At 60.6% G+C, this 15,305-nt stretch carries 11 protein-coding genes and 1 pseudogene; all 12 read left to right on the forward strand.

The window, feature by feature from the left end; genetic code table 11:
* Positions 1-94 precede the first annotated feature (94 nt).
* Positions 95-1,516, forward strand: a complete 1,422-nt coding sequence (locus LPA34_RS07965; RefSeq protein ID WP_228976737.1) for a DUF2252 domain-containing protein — start codon at positions 95-97, stop codon at positions 1,514-1,516.
* Between the two features lie 425 nt (positions 1,517-1,941).
* Positions 1,942-2,253: pseudogene (locus LPA34_RS27135) on the forward strand (hypothetical protein); the annotation flags it as partial.
* Positions 2,254-2,380: 127 nt separating this feature from the next.
* Positions 2,381-3,838 (forward strand): ATP-binding protein, encoded by a 1,458-nt coding sequence (locus tag LPA34_RS07975; RefSeq protein ID WP_228976738.1) that lies wholly within the window; start codon positions 2,381-2,383, stop codon positions 3,836-3,838.
* Positions 3,835-4,458, forward strand: a complete 624-nt coding sequence (locus LPA34_RS07980; protein ID WP_228976740.1) for a response regulator transcription factor — start codon at positions 3,835-3,837, stop codon at positions 4,456-4,458. Before LPA34_RS07975 ends, LPA34_RS07980 begins: the two co-directional genes overlap by 4 nt.
* Before the next feature lie 181 nt (positions 4,459-4,639).
* Complete coding sequence (locus LPA34_RS07985; protein WP_228976742.1) at positions 4,640-5,026, forward strand: response regulator transcription factor; 387 nt, start codon at positions 4,640-4,642, stop codon at positions 5,024-5,026.
* Positions 5,027-5,168: 142 nt separating this feature from the next.
* Positions 5,169-5,630, forward strand: a complete 462-nt coding sequence (locus tag LPA34_RS07990; RefSeq protein WP_228976744.1) for a hypothetical protein — start codon at positions 5,169-5,171, stop codon at positions 5,628-5,630.
* A 16-nt stretch (positions 5,631-5,646) separates the two neighbouring features.
* Complete coding sequence (locus LPA34_RS07995) at positions 5,647-6,951, forward strand: efflux RND transporter periplasmic adaptor subunit (protein WP_411178864.1); 1,305 nt, start codon at positions 5,647-5,649, stop codon at positions 6,949-6,951.
* A 12-nt stretch (positions 6,952-6,963) separates the two neighbouring features.
* Positions 6,964-10,197 carry an efflux RND transporter permease subunit gene (locus tag LPA34_RS08000; protein WP_228976746.1) on the forward strand — a complete coding sequence of 1,078 codons (3,234 nt, stop codon included), beginning with the start codon at positions 6,964-6,966 and terminating at the stop codon, positions 10,195-10,197.
* Between the two features lies 1 nt (position 10,198).
* On the forward strand, positions 10,199-11,710 hold the full coding sequence (locus tag LPA34_RS08005) for an efflux transporter outer membrane subunit (protein ID WP_228976752.1): 1,512 nt from the start codon (positions 10,199-10,201) through the stop codon (positions 11,708-11,710).
* Complete coding sequence (locus LPA34_RS08010) at positions 11,707-12,990, forward strand: paraquat-inducible protein A (protein ID WP_228976755.1); 1,284 nt, start codon at positions 11,707-11,709, stop codon at positions 12,988-12,990. The genes LPA34_RS08005 and LPA34_RS08010 overlap by 4 nt, the downstream gene beginning before the upstream one ends.
* Positions 12,974-14,593 (forward strand): PqiB family protein, encoded by a 1,620-nt coding sequence (locus LPA34_RS08015; RefSeq protein WP_228976757.1) that lies wholly within the window; start codon positions 12,974-12,976, stop codon positions 14,591-14,593. The genes LPA34_RS08010 and LPA34_RS08015 overlap by 17 nt, the downstream gene beginning before the upstream one ends.
* Entirely contained in the window at positions 14,590-15,177 is a 588-nt protein-coding gene (locus tag LPA34_RS08020; protein WP_228976759.1) for a PqiC family protein, read from the forward strand. The genes LPA34_RS08015 and LPA34_RS08020 overlap by 4 nt, the downstream gene beginning before the upstream one ends.
* The last annotated feature ends 128 nt before the right edge of the window (positions 15,178-15,305 follow it).

A 15,305-nucleotide genomic window follows, 5' to 3' on the forward strand; every position in this document is an offset into this window, starting at 1 on the left:
TAAGGCGGGTGGTAAGGAAGCGTTGCTCTCGTCCGGGTGAATCGCGCTGTCTGGCGCCAATCGAACGGTGTGAGCCGAAGAGCGGAGAATTAACATGCGCAAGGCCCTCAGCGATCCCCGTATGATCGCAGCGTCACAAAGCGCGGGAACGTACCTGACTGCCGATGAGCGTGCACACAACGGACGGCTGTTGCGCGATGCGGTACCGAGAGCGTCGCAGGCCGGGTGGAAAGCCTCCGCGGATCGCGAAAATCCGATAGACCTGCTCGTCAGGTCCAATGAAGGCCGCATTCCGACGCTGATACCGATCCGCTTCGAGCGCATGTCAGCTTCTCCATTCGCTTTCTTTCGCGGTTCTGCAATACTGATGGCGGCGGATCTGGCCAGGACGCCGACCAGCGGCATCCGTGTGCAGGCGTGCGGAGACGCGCATCTGATGAACTTTGGCGGATTCGCGACCCCTGAGCGCAATATCATCTTCGACATCAACGATCTCGACGAGACCCTGCCGGCGCCTTTCGAGTGGGACCTCAAGCGGCTGGCCGCGAGCGTCGTGATCGCCGCACAGTATCTCCAGCTCCCGCGCAGCGACGAAGCACGTGTTTCCAGAGACCTCGTACGTGAATACCGTGAACGGATGATGGACTATGCGTCGATGCGCGCGCTCGATGTCTGGTACGACCGGATCGACTTGCAGAAATATAGCGATCGCTGCGGCAATCCGCAGATAGTGGAAGCAGCACGTAAGCGCCTCGCCGAGCGGATCGAAGCCGAGCGGCGGCGGACGGTTCCTGACCATTTCTATCCGAAGCTGGTTTCTCTGGAAGGCGCGAGACCCAGAATCAAGGACGAGCCGCCGCTGATCTACCATCCCGACGCGAGTGTGGCTCCTGGACTCGAATCCGGGTATGTCGACGCGATTGCGTCCTACCGCGAGACGTTACCGGAACACACCCGCATCCTTTTCGACCGCTTTCACTTTCTCGATATGGCGATCAAGGTCGTCGGTGTGGGCAGCGTCGGGACGATGTGCGGCCTGGGGCTCTTCATGGCGGCGGATCACGACCCGCTCTTCCTGCAGGTGAAGGAAGCGCGCGCTTCGGTACTCGAACCTTATGCCGGCAAAAGCTTGCACGCGAATCATGGTCAGCGGGTGATAGCGGGGCAACGTATCATGCAGGCCGCAAGCGACGTGTTCCTCGGATGGACACGCGGAAAGAACGGGCGCGATTTCTATGTCCGTCAGCTTCGCGATATGAAAATGACTGCCGTGATCGAGGATTGGGACACAGCCATGTTGCGTCAGTACGCGAGGATGTGCGCGCATGCACTTGCCCGGGCGCACGCCCGCTCCGGCGACGCTGCAATGATTGCGGGATACATGGGTTCGGGAAGAACGATGGACGATGCAATCAGCGAGTTCGCGACCGAGTACAGCTCGCAGAACCAGCATGATTACCGCACATTCGTCGGCGCGATCCGTGACGGAAGTATTGAAGTCTTGAGTGACGGCTGAAAAGGTTCGGCGAACGACCAGCCGGAACTGGCCTGATTCGATCACCATCGGCTGATGGAACCGCCCAGCTATATCCCGCCCACTGAAGCTGAGGCAAACTGCTACCGGCAACCTGAAACACCAGCCGCTGAACTCGCCTTAACTTAAGCCAGCCCGCCTCCGCGATTCCCCGGGGCGGTTCGCTTGACCGCAGTGGAAAAGGCCGTTGCGCAAGCAACGTCAACGCATGAAATCTGCAAGTCCAACGGCGTTCGCGCTTGCATTAAAAATAACTAACTGGATAAAAAATGACGGCTCAGCACCTTCGTCGTTTACACGTCTCCCGGAAAATCCGGCGCACCTTCACAGAATCGAGTGGAATGAATTACTGCAACTCCATTGCAAATGGATTCCCGCGACCTATACTAAACACAACGATACGACCCGAAATGTTCAACGCGCTGCGCTGGATGGCGCGAGCCGGTGCATCGTGGCAATGCTTCCGGCCAGGTGTGCTTATCCTGGATGGAGGCTGCAGGTCATCAAGTTGCCCGAGGTGAACAAGGGCTTCATGCTGCTGCCCCCGTTGGGTGGTCGAGGGCGGTTTCGGCTGGCCCAACCACTTCAGGCAGCAGGCACGCGACTGGGCCCCGAAGGAAGTCCCCTTCGGGGGACGAGTGCCTGCCCGAAACCCTGGCGGGCATTTCGTCGTCTTCGCCATGCCCGTTCATGCTGGACCTGTTATGCAACGTTCCTGACACGCTCTGATTTGCCGTTGCCGGTGGAGTAACAACTACTATCGTGAAGTCAACCTAGACGGTTCAATCCAGCGGAGCAGACATCGCGGCAGCACTCAATCCGCACTCGCTGGGTACGGAGACACCGATGATCAATCTGATCATGCAGGGCAGACACCTGGCGATAGACGCAGTTGAGATATCAAAAAACTGGTTCGTGCAGCAGGGCTGTCTTCTTCGAATGCTTTTCCCTGATGTGCAGGGTTTCCGAACCGATGGCCGCCTGATTCAAGAAGGCGGCCGTGTTCGTTTGACGATATTCGGACACACCTCATCTCCGCTCGTTTGCAGTGACGCTGATACGTCGATCGAGCAAACCATGCCCGATACGCGTGAGCTTGCCGAGTCAAGGCCGAGCTCGAAAAGATACATTGTTGCGTTCGTTTCATGGTTACGGGGAAGTGGCCGCGGCACGCGCCGGATACTGGACGCAAGGTTTTCACTGAGGGAAACGCTTGAATTAATGCCGGTCCCGATGATGGTAATCGATCATCGGGACCGCATAACGTTTGCAAACGCTAAAACGGCGGAACTGTTCGGTTATACCGTGAAAGAACTAGCCGGCGCGTCGGTCGAGACACTGTTCCCGGTTCATGCTGAGCGTGTCAATCATTTGACAGTCGCAGACGATGGCGTTGAAAACAGAATCGCCAACGTTTCAACCACGCAGACGCTGATTGCGCGGCGGTCTGACGGGGTTGATTTCCCCACGGGCGTCAACACCACGAATTACCGAGACGTCAATCAGATCTTGCGGATCGCGGCGATATTGGATCGCAGTGCCTGCGGCGAAGGCGAGCGAAGCGACGCGGAACTGGAACACCTGGCGCGCCTTTCTTCTTTGGGGGAGCTTGCGGGATCTCTAGCTCACGAACTGAAGCAACCACTCACCGCTATTTTGTTCAACGCGCAAGCGGCACAGAAATTCATCGAGTCGGAGACGGCCGACACAGCGGAGCTTCGTGACGTGCTGGACGATATCATCGCGGATAACTGTCGCGCGAACGAAGTCATCCAGAAGATCCGGACATTGGTACGGAAAGGCGATATCGAACTGCGACTTCTGGACGTCGGCGACGTCGTCCGCGACATTGCTCTTCTTGTGCACAGCGACGCCATGGCTCGTGGCGTTCGCACCCGCTTCGACATTTCGGACAATCTGGCGATGGTTTGCGGTGACAGGGTCCAACTTCAGCAGGTCGTGCTCAACCTGCTGCTGAACGCTTTCGATGCCGTCAAGGACTGTGCGGCCGCCGATTGCATGGTCGAGACAACCGTGCGCGAAGAACCGGATGGCGGGGTGCGGATTACGGTGATGGACTGGGGGCCGGGCCTGACCGTCGACAAGATGCACAAGATTTTCAGGGCGTTTTTCACGACCAAGCCACAAGGGCTCGGACTGGGTCTTTCTATCAGTCGAACGATCATCACCGGTCATGGAGGCCGACTATGGGCGGAGAACAATGCTGGCAAGGGAGCGTCGTTTCACGTAACGCTGCCACGGGGAACCAGCTCACGGCAGGACAGCGGCCCACAGTCACCATGAGCCAGACTGCCAACCGTGTTTTCATCGTTGACGATGATGAACGAATACGAAGCGCGCTCGCCCGGTTGCTGCGCGTCTCTGGCTATTGCGTCGAATGTTTCGAGAGTTCAGAAGCACTTCTGAATAAAGCCGATCTGACGAGTGCACCCGCCTGCCTCGTTCTCGATTTGCAGATGCCTGGCATGACCGGGCTGGAGGTACAGAGCAAGCTCAACCAGCTTCTTCCAATCGTGTTTCTGACCGGGCATGGCGACGTCAGCTCGTGTGCGGATGCGATGAAGGCTGGCGCACTCGACTTTCTGGTCAAGCCGGTGTGCGAATCGCTATTACTCGCTGCGATAGATCGCGCACTCAAGCGTGCGTGCATAGAGTGTGCGACCAGGAGCCAAAGGGCGGAGATCGAGGAGCGGGTCAGTCATCTCACCCGCCGCGAGCGCGAAGTCATGGTGCTCGTGTTGAGGGGGCGGCTGAACAAACAGGTCGCCAGCGAGTTGGGCGCAGCCGAAAAGACCATCAAGATTCATCGTGCCCGGGTGATGGAGAAGATGAAGGCGAGATCCATTGTCGAACTCGTCCGGCTTGCGGAAAAGGCCGGTGTATACGCGGGCGACGAGGCGTAGTCTCCTGAAAGTCTGATAAATGCCCCGGAAGAGGCCTGTTTGCGCTGATCCGCTGCCGCAATGCGCTTGTGGACCAGAGCGCCTGGTGGACCAAAGCCCTATATCCCATTTTGCTATCCGCCGTTAGGCTGAAGCTGCAAAGGTTACTCATGGGAGGGCGAGCACGCGTTCGCGTCGTCATATGGTCAATCTCAATCAAATCGTCGCTGTGATCGACGATGACGAATCGGTGTGCCGAGCCATCAAGCGTTTGCTGCGCTCCGTTGGTATAGCAGCAGAAACGTTTTCCAGCGGAAGCGAGTTCCTGGATACGCTCTCGGCGATTCCGTCATATCGGCCTGCATGTGTGATCCTGGACATCCAGATGCCTGGCGTTAACGGCCTGGAAGTCCAGCGTCAGCTTGCGCCGATGGGCTTGCCTGTCATCATGATTACTGCCTACGACGAGCTTTCCGCCCGACAGACCGCGATTGCGGCTGGCGCCGCCGCGTACCTGCGCAAGCCATTAAACGGCGCGATCCTGATCAAGGCCGTGGAAATGGCGATAGGCAACACGCCGCAACCTTGAAGCACTTTCGCCCTGCTGGTCGATATGAGACCAAGGTCCGATTGTCTCCCTTTTGCACAGCTACCAAACTGAACCAGGTCAACGCGTCAATTTGAAGGCCAGGTGTCGCGCATTGGATGCGCGGCCGGGTTGTTCGAGGCGCGTGCATGGTTTCGACGCGCGCGCCGTGCGATGCGCGGTCGCGTTCAAAGAAAATGCGGGAGCGTACGTGATGAGATTCAGGTCCGTTTTACTCACGATTTTGCTCGGCCTTGTTGCATCCGATGTGCCGGCAGCCGACTTCGACGGCAGCAAGCCGCTGCTCTGCGCGACCATGGAAGCACATTCATGCGATCCAGGACTCACGTGCAAGCGGTCCTTGCCGGCGGACATCGGAGCACCCAGGTTTCTTTCCGTCAACTTCGAAAAGAAAGTCATCACCGGACCCGCACGCACGACACCCATGCTGACCGTCAACAAAGAGCCGAATCAGGTCGTCATCGAGGGTATGGAGATGGGATATGGGTGGACGCTCGCGCTCGACTCGGGAGACGGCTCGATGACGTTGATGATCGTGAATAGCGAGGATGCAATTGTGCTATTCGGCAACTGTACGGCCTTGTGACCAGGCGGGGCACGCGATGAAAAACGTCTCCATCCTTCACATCATGCCGTGGCCGGTTTCTCGCGGATCCCTGTCCAGGTCATTCCTGCTTCGTCGTCCGGTGTACGGTCTCACTGGCCGCACGCTGATGCTCGTCTGCGCCACGCTGACGCTTTGTTGCGCTTGCCACAAAGCGGCGCCGCCGCCCTCGGCCGGACCGGTCGAGGTGACCGTCATGACAGTTGAGCCGCATGACACGCCGGTCGACTTCGAATTCACCGCGCAGACGCAAAGCTCACGTGAAGTCGAGATTCGTGCACGGGTCGACGGCTTTCTCGACAAGCGGGTGTATACCGAGGGGCAACTGGTCCACGCCGGCCAGACACTGTTCCTGATGGATCCCAAGCCATTCGAGGCCGTGCTGAAAACTGCAAAGGGCGAGCTTGCCCAGCAGCAGGCAAGGCTCTATGTAACCAAAGCGAATCTTGCGCGTGTAATACCGCTTGCCGCGCAGAACGCATTGAGCAAGAAAGACCTCGACGACGCGACTGGCAGTGAAAAGCAGGCGGAGGCCGCCGTGATCGCAGCTCAGGGGCAGGTGCAAACTGCCGAGCTCAACCTCAGCTATACGACGATCAAGTCGCCCCTCGCGGGGTTATCCAGTTTCGCGAGACAGCAGGACGGCAGCTATGTGACGTCCGGCCCTAACGGTTTGCTCACCTACATCTACCAGCTCGATCCGATGTGGGTCAACTTCAGCATCTCTGAAAATGAGTTGCTGGGTTACCGCGACCAGGAATCCAAAGGCCGCCTGAAGTTTCCCGTCAATCAGAGTTTCCAGGTGACCGTCGTGCTTGCGGACGGCTCGGTGTTTCCTCAGCGCGGTGAGATCAACTTTACCAACCCGGCGTTTGACACGACCACGGGTACGTTCCTCGTGCGCGCGTCGTTCGCCAATCCGCAGGGCACGCTGCGCCCAGGACAGTTCGTGCGCGCGGTGGTCTCCGGGGGGGTGCGCCCGAACGCGATTCTCGTGCCACAGCGCGCCGTATTGCAGGGCGCGAAGAGCCACTTCGTGTGGGTGGTCGATAAAGACTCCAAAGCCCATCAGCGCGTCGTCGAAACCGGTGACTGGCATGGCGACGACTGGTTCATTTCCGACGGTCTCAAAGCAGGCGAGCGTGTCGTGGTTGACGGCGCGATCCGCGTCGTAGCGGACACGCCGCTCAAGGTCACCGGGGCTCCCGGTGCGCCGGCCAGTCAGCCTGCCGCCGCCGGCCTGCCGCCTGGCGAGCCACAGCGCCTGGCGGGGCGGGAGTCTGGCCAGCCCGTGACGAAGTGAGGGGCTGACGACATGAGCATCTCCCACTTCTGCATCGACCGGCCCATTTTCGCGACAGTCATCTCGATTGTCATCACGCTGGGGGGCGCGGTGGCGATGGTCAATCTGCCCATCGCGCAGTACCCCGACGTCACGCCACCGCAGATCACGATCTCCGCCACTTACCCCGGGGCGAATGCGGACGTGGTCGCGAACAATGTGGCCGCGCCGATCGAGCAGCAGGTCAACGGTGCGGACAATATGATTTACATGAACTCGTCGAGTTCATCGACCGGTTCCTATACGCTCAACGCGTTCTTCCAGATCGGCACCAACCCGGAACTGGCGCAGGTCGATGTGCAGAACCGCGTGAATCTGGCCTTGCCGCAATTGCCGTCCTCGGTGCAGTCGCAGGGCATCCAGGTGCAGAAGAAATCGTCGGCGTTCATGATGGTTATCGCCATCTACTCGCCGAGTAACCGCTACGACGCGACCTATATCGCCAACTACGCCAACATCTATGTGCTCGATGCGCTCAAGCGTATCCCGGGCGCGAACCAGTCGAGTATCTTCGGCACGCCGGACTACGCGATGCGGATCTGGCTGAAACCCGACCGCATGGCGCAACTGGGCATCACGGCGGGCGACGTGCAGAAGGCTGTCGCCAACCAGAACCAGCAGTTCGCGGTCGGGCGTCTCGGCCAGTCACCCACCGGCACAGCGGTCGAACAGTCGTTTGCGGTTACCACCACGGGCCGGTTGACCGACCCTGCACAGTTCGAAAACATTATTATCCGCGCCGCAAGCAGTGGTGCGGCGATTGTGCGGCTCAAGGATATCGGCCGCGCGGAACTCGGTCAGAAGGATTACTCGATTCGCAGCAAGTTTCAGGGCAAGCCTGCCACCATCATCGCGGTGTATCAGCAGCCCGGGGCTAACGCGCTCGACGTATCTAAACAGGTGCGCGCGACGCTCGCCGAGATGAAGAAGCAATTCCCCGAGGGCATCGACTATCAGGTTGCGATGGATACCACCGAATTTACCCGGGCATCCATTTCCGACGTTGTCCATACCTTCTTCGAGGCGCTGGTGCTGGTGGTGATTGTCGTCTTCGTGTTCCTTCAGAGCCTGCGTGCCACGCTGATTCCAGTGCTCGCCGTTCCGGTCTCAATCGTCGGCACGTTCACGGGTATGCTCGCGCTCGGTTTCTCGATCAACATGCTGACCCTGTTCGGAATGGTTCTCGCGATCGGCATCGTGGTGGACGATGCGATTGTGGTGATCGAGAACGTCGAACGCAACATGAACGTATTCAAGCTAAGTCCGAAGGACGCGGCCAAGCGCGCGATGGACGAGGTCTCCGGTCCGGTCATCGCGATCGTGCTGGTGCTGTGCGCGGTGTTCGTGCCGGTGGCATTCCTTGGCGGCATTACCGGCCAGCTGTACAAGCAGTTTGCCATCACCATCGCGATCTCGGTGGTGCTCTCGGGGGTGGTTGCGCTGACGCTGTCGCCGGCGCTGGCTGCCTTGCTGCTCAAGCCAGGCCACCATGAAAAGCGCGGCTTCTTCAGGTGGTTCGACAATGCCTTCGCGCGGATGACGAAGAGCTACTCGAACGCGGTGAAGCTGGTCATCAAGCGTTTCGTGATAGCGCTGCTCCTCTTTGCCGGCATGATCGCGCTTACGGTTGTGATGATGAGGACCGTGCCTGGCTCGTTCCTGCCGCCCGAGGATCAGGGGTATCTGCTCGGCGCGGTCATCATGCCGGATGCAGCGAGCCTCGACCGTACAGGAGAAGTCTCACAGCACGTCACGGACTATTTCATGAAGCAGCCGGCCGTCAGCAATGTGACGGTTGTCGACGGCTTCAGCCTGCTTGATGGCCAGAACAAGAACAACGCAGGAACGTTTTTTATCGGCCTCAAGAGTTTTGACGAGCGCTACAAGTCCGCCAACATCAAAACCCAGAACGCGCGCGCTGTCCTGATCGACGCCTACGAGAAGCTGTCCAGGGTGAAGGAAGGGATCATTCTGCCGATCAATCCACCGTCGATTCCGGGCCTTGGTACGACCGGCGGCACCGAAGTATGGGTACAGGCCCAGGGCGATGCCACCATCGCGCAACTGGCCGGAGTGGTGGACGAATTTATCGCCAGGGCGAAGGCACGGCCTGAGCTGGCGCGCGTCACTTCGACCTTCAACGCGTCTGCGCAGCAACTGCTGGTCGACGTGGACCGCGACCGCTCGGAGACCCTGGGCGTGCCGATTGAAGAAGTGTATAGCGCGATGCAGACGATGTTCGGCTCGCTGTACGTGTCGCAGTTCAACCGTTCGAGCCGCCTGTGGCAGGTGATCTTGCAGGCCGAGCCATCGTATCGGCTCACGCCGATGGATCTCGATCAGATCTATGTGCGCAGCAAGACGAACAACATGGTGCCGCTCAAGTCGGTGATGACCTCACGGTACGTCACCGGTCCCGATCTGGTGACGCGGTTCAATAATTTTCCGGCAGTGAAAATCACGGTCAATGCCGCTCCGGGCTACAGTTCTGGCCAGGTCATTTCCGCACTCAACGACATCGCCGCGCAGACGCTGCCGGCGGGCTACAACCTGGGTTGGAGCGGTGAGGCCTACGAAGCGAGACAGGCCGGCAGCTCCTCATCGCTGGTGTTCGTGTTCGGCCTGGTCATGGTGTTCCTGATACTCGCCGCGCAATACGAGAAGTGGAGCCTGCCGGTAGGGGTACTCATGGCTGTGCCGTTCGCGGTATTCGGTGCGGTGCTCGCGATCCTGCTACGCGGCCTCGAAAACGACGTCTACTTCCAGATCGGGTTGACCATGCTGGTTGCGCTCGCGGCCAAGAATGCCATTCTGATTTTCGAGTTCGCCGTGCTCAATCGCGAGTCGGGCGAGTCGGTGTACGACTCCGCCGTCACGGCGGCGTCCGAACGGCTGCGCCCGATCGTGATGACCTCGCTCGCGTTCATTCTCGGCTGCGTGCCGCTTGCCATTGCGACCGGCGCCTCGGCCAACAGCCGCCATTCGATCGGCACCGGCGTGATCGGCGGCATGCTCGGTGCAACGGTGATCGCCGTGTTCCTCATCCCGATGTTCTTCTACGTTCTCGAGACGATGTCCGAAAAATCGGGCAGCAAGAAGACACCGGGCTCAAGCGACGGCGCATCGGGCGGAGGCCCCGCACACGGTCAGGGCGCGGGCCCTGGCGGCCCGACAGTCAAGCCGTCGGCCCGACGCGAGGATGAATGACATGCGTAGCTCGGTCTCCTTGCCGTTTCTGGTGCCGATCGTGCTGGGACTGGGCGGTTGTCTGCTCGGGCCCAACTATGTGCGGCCGACGGTTGAAACACCCGCCACTTATCGCTTCACTGCCGCTGAGAGCGTCGAGGTCGCCAACACCGCGTGGTGGGAGCAATTCCAGGACCCGGTGCTCAACGACCTGATTACCACCGCGCTGGCGAATAACAAGGACGTGAAGATCGCGGCTGCACGCGTGGATCAGTTTCTCGGTCAGTTCGTGACGACCCGGGCGGGGCTGTTCCCGCAGGTCGGTGCGAGCTTCGATGCACAACGCCAGCGTGCCTCGCAGGCTGGAGCTGTGCCGTTGCCGGCGGGGTTGTCGCCTGTCTATAACGATTTCCAGCCGACACTGTCGGCGGCGTGGGAAATCGATGTGTTCGGCAAGGTGCGCCGTGAGACCGAAGCGGCACGCGCGAGCCTGCTCGCAAGCGAGGAGGGGCGCCGCGCGACGATCCTGACGTTGGTGGCGTCGGTGGCGACTTCCTACATCAATCTGCGCGATCTCGACCAGCAGCTCGAGATCGCCAGGGCCACGACAGAGAGCCGCGCGGAATCGGTACACGTCTTCACGCTGCGCTTTGCGGGCGGCAACGTGTCCCAGATGGAACTCGCGCAGAGCCAGTCGGAATACGAAGCGTCGCTCGCGACGATTCCGCAGCTCGAGATGCAGATCGCCCAGCAGGAGGACGCGCTCTCGGTCCTGCTGGGCCGCAACCCTGGCGACATCATGCGTGGCCGCGCCGTGTCGGATCTGGTGATTCCCGCCGTACCGGCCGGGCTGCCGTCGGATCTGCTCGAACGCCGCCCCGATCTGCTTCAGGCCGAGCAGAACCTGGTGGCCGCGAATGCGCTGATCGGCGCGGCACGGGCGCTCTACTTTCCGTCGATCTCATTGACGGGGCTGTTTGGTTCGGCCAGCGGCGATTTCTCGAAGCTGTTTACCGGACCGGCGAGAATCTGGGCGTTTGCCGGCTCGGTGAGCATGCCGATCTTCACCGCCGGCAGTATCAGCGGTCAGGTGAAGCAAGCCGAAGCGCAGCAACAACAGGCGTTGATCCAGTACGAGCAGGCGATCCAGACCGCCTTTAAGGAAGTCGACGATGCGCTGATCGGGCTACAGAAGTCGCGCGAGCAGCTCGTGATCCAGGGCCGTGAGGTCGATGCGCTGCGCACCTACGCACGGCTCGCGCGGCTGCGTTATGAGGGCGGCTATACGAGTTACATCGAGGTGCTGGACGCCGAGCGCAGTCTGTTCAACGCGCAGCTCGGCTATACCCAGACCAACGGTGCCGTGTTCAGTTCGATCGTCGCTCTTTATAAGGCAATGGGAGGCGGCTGGGTTCTGGATGCGGAAAAAATGACGGTCCCGCCACCCGCGGCGCAAACGCCTGCGAGCACCGGGCCCGTCTCGCGCAACCCCTCTCCGATAGCCGACCCGCCGATGGCACTGGAGGCGCGATGACAGCGCCGGAGATCATCGCCTGTCCAGAGTGCGATCTGCTCCAGCTCGGCGCGGCCGTCACACCGGGCAGCTCATTACGCTGCCACCGGTGCCACGCGGTGCTTCGAAGAGGGCGATCGAACGGACCCGAGAATGCGCTGGCATTTGCCATCGCGTCGGCGGTGCTGCTCGTCATTTCGAACGTTTTTCCGATTGTCGGTTTGTCGGTTAACGGCAATCTCATTCAAACCACGCTGGCGGGTTCGGTGCGCGTACTTTACGTCAACGGCACGTGGCCGCTCGCGGTGCTTGTCGGCATCACGACGATTCTCATGCCCGTTCTGCAAACCGTTGCGATGCTGTGGCTACTCCTGCCGCTGCAACTGGGGCGCGTGCCGTGGCAAGCGCCCGCCGCCTTCCGGCTGTTTCAGCTGGCGCGTCCGTGGGGCATGACCGAGGTACTGATCCTTGGGCTGCTCGTTGCGCTCGTCAAGCTGGCGCACATTGCGACCGTGGTCCCGGGCACCGCCTTGTGGTCGTTCATCGTGCTGATGCTGCTGCTCGCGGCGGCGTCGGCTTCATTCGACCCGCGTGAGATGTGGGCGCGCATCGTAGCCGGGGAAAATGCCGGTCGTGCATGGCGGCTGCCTCCCATCAAGGTTCGCCGCGCCGCCGTGACGGCGTCTGGATACGGGCTGGTACTGTGCCACGAGTGCGGCCTGCTGATGCGGCCGCCGGCACAAGCTGGTGTGTGTATTTGCGCGCGGTGCGGATCGCGGGCGCATATGCGCAAGCCCGCGAGCCTCTCGCGGACGTGGGCGTATCTGGTGGCCGCAATGGTGCTGTACGTGCCCGCGAACGTGCTGCCCGTGATGGATACGAGTTCGCTCTTCGGCGCCCAGAAGGACACGATCATGAGCGGTGTGGTTTATCTATGGGTGTCGGGGTCGTGGCTACTCGCCGTGCTCGTCTTCGTGGCGAGCATCGTGGTGCCGATGCTCAAGATCCTGGGCCTCGTGTATCTGACGGTCTCGACACAGCTCCACTCGCGATGGCTGCCTGAGCAGCGCACCTGGATCTACCGCATAGTCGAGCTGGTGGGACGATGGTCGATGCTCGATATCTACGTCATCACGATGCTGGTCGCGCTGGTGCAATTCCAGGCACTGGCGACGATCAAGGCAGGCCCGGCATCAATAGCATTCGGAGCGGTCGTCGTGCTCACGCTGCTGGCGGCGATGTCTTTCGATCCTCGCCTCATATGGGACGAAGCGGAGAGAGATCATGTCCGGGGCAAATGAAGAACCCGATATTCCCGATCTTCCCGCCGCGGACCCTTTGCCGCGCTCGCGCTGGCGCATGCAACTGGTGTGGCTCGTGCCGATCGTGGCGATACTGATTGGCGGGTGGCTTGCCGTGAAGGCTGTCATGGAAAGAGGCGAGAACATCACCATTAGCTTCAAGACAGGCGAGGGCCTCGAGGCCGGGAAGACCAGGCTCAAGTTCAAGGACGTCGACATCGGCGTGGTGGAAACGGTGATGCTTGCGCCGGACCACAAACACGTGCTGGCGAAAGCGGAGGTCGCTCGCGACGTGGCGGGTCTACTCGTGGACAATACGCGTTTCTGGGTGGTCCGGCCGCGCATTTCGGGCGGTACGGTCTCGGGACTCGGCACGCTTCTATCCGGCTCCTACGTCGACGTCGATGTGGGCAATGCGGCGAAAGCGCGGCGCGATTTCGTCGGGCTCGAAGAGCCACCTGTGTTTGCGAGTGACGTGCCGGGGCGTGAGTTCATATTGAAGAGTGCGGGGCTCGGCTCGCTGGATGTGGGGTCGCCCGTCTATTTCCGCAGGCTTCAGGTCGGCCAGATCGCATCTTATCAACTGGATCCGGACGGCAAAGGCGTCACGCTGAAGGTGTTTGTCAACGCGCCATACGACCGGTTCGTGAAAACCGACACGCGTTTCTGGCACGCGAGCGGATTCAACATGGCGTTCGATAGCAACGGTGTGCGCATTGAAACCCAGTCGATCGTGTCTGTCATCGTCGGCGGTATTGCGTTCGAGTCGCCGCCGGATTCGGTGGAAGAAGCCGATGCCGCGGCCAACACGCAGTTCGAGCTGTACCCGACGCGCACCGACGCCATGAAACAGCATGACCGCATTATCGATAAGTACGTCGTGAACTTCGCGGATTCGGTACGCGGGCTGGTAGTGGGTGCGCCTGTCGACTTCCGCGGCATCGAGATCGGGCGAGTGACCGCGATTCATACGCGGTTCGACGCTCAGCGGCACAGTTTCAGTATCCCCGTCGAAATCGAGATCTATCCGGAGCGCTTTACGTCGCGTTACCAGGATGGCCGCACCGGAGGGCGTATCAGCGACGACCCGCGTGGCATCGCGAATTACCTGGTGGACAACGGATTCCGGTTCCAGCTCAGGAATGGAAATCTGCTGACAGGACAGCTCTATCTTGCGTTGGACTATTTCCCGGATGCGGCCAGGGCAAAGATAAACTGGGACAAGTCACCGCCTGAGTTGCCTGCGGTACCGCGTACGCTTCAATCGCTGCAGGACTCGGTTACCCGACTGCTGGTCAAGCTCAATAGCATTCCGTTCGAGGGCCTGGGTAACGACGCCCGGACGACTTTGCGCACCGCCAATGCGTTGCTATCCCAGCTTGATACCGAGGTCGTTCCGCGGGCTCATGACACGCTGACGTCGGCGCAGACAATGCTGGATTCCGCCAATACCGCGTTGCAACCGGATTCGGCGCTGCAGCAATCCACGGCAGATGCAATGCAGGAACTGACCCGCACTGCCGCGTCGCTTCGCACGCTTGCCGACTATCTGTCGCGACATCCAGAGGCGCTGGTTCGCGGCAAGTCGGGGGACAAACCATGAGATACGGTCGAGCCTGTTTCATTCCTGGACTGGTGGCCGCCCTGCTGGGTGGATGCGCGTCGCCGCCGACCAGTTTCTATACACTTAGCCCGGACGCATCGCTCACCCGTTCCGGGACGACGAGGCCCGTGTCGATGGTGATCGGTCCTGTCACGATACCGGACATCGTCGATCGGCCACAGATCGTGACGCGGGTCGACGCCAACGAAGTCGAAATCAACGAGTTCGCCCGTTGGGCACAATCGTTGAAAGGCGGTATTGCGCGCGTGATTGCCGCAGACCTTGGCGCGCTGCTGAACTCGCAGCAAGTATCGGTTTTCGAGGGATGGGATGACCCGCTGACCACATGGCGTGTGCGGCTCGATGTTGTGAACTTCGAGTCCGTGCCAGGGCGGGACGTCACCGTTGACGTGCAATGGGCTGTGCGCCCTCCCGGAAAGACACGCCCGGTGCTCGGCCACTCCGTTGCGCACGAGGTGATTTCCGGCCCTGGTTACGAGCCGATCGTCGCGGCCCATGACCGCGCGCTCGCGTCAGTCAGTCGCGATATCGCAGCGGTGGTACTGGCGAGCGGCCCGCAGTGAGAATCATCGCCTGCGGCAACTGAAAAGGCGCGACGTGCGCCAGGACACCCGTCAGGGCGCGCGAGACACAAAGCAGGGGTGTCGCGCGGACAACCAGAAAAACAACTCACAATGCCGGCACGAGAAGC

Source organism: Paraburkholderia gardini, assembly GCF_907164575.1.
GTDB classification, from domain to species: Bacteria; Pseudomonadota; Gammaproteobacteria; order Burkholderiales; family Burkholderiaceae; genus Paraburkholderia; species Paraburkholderia gardini.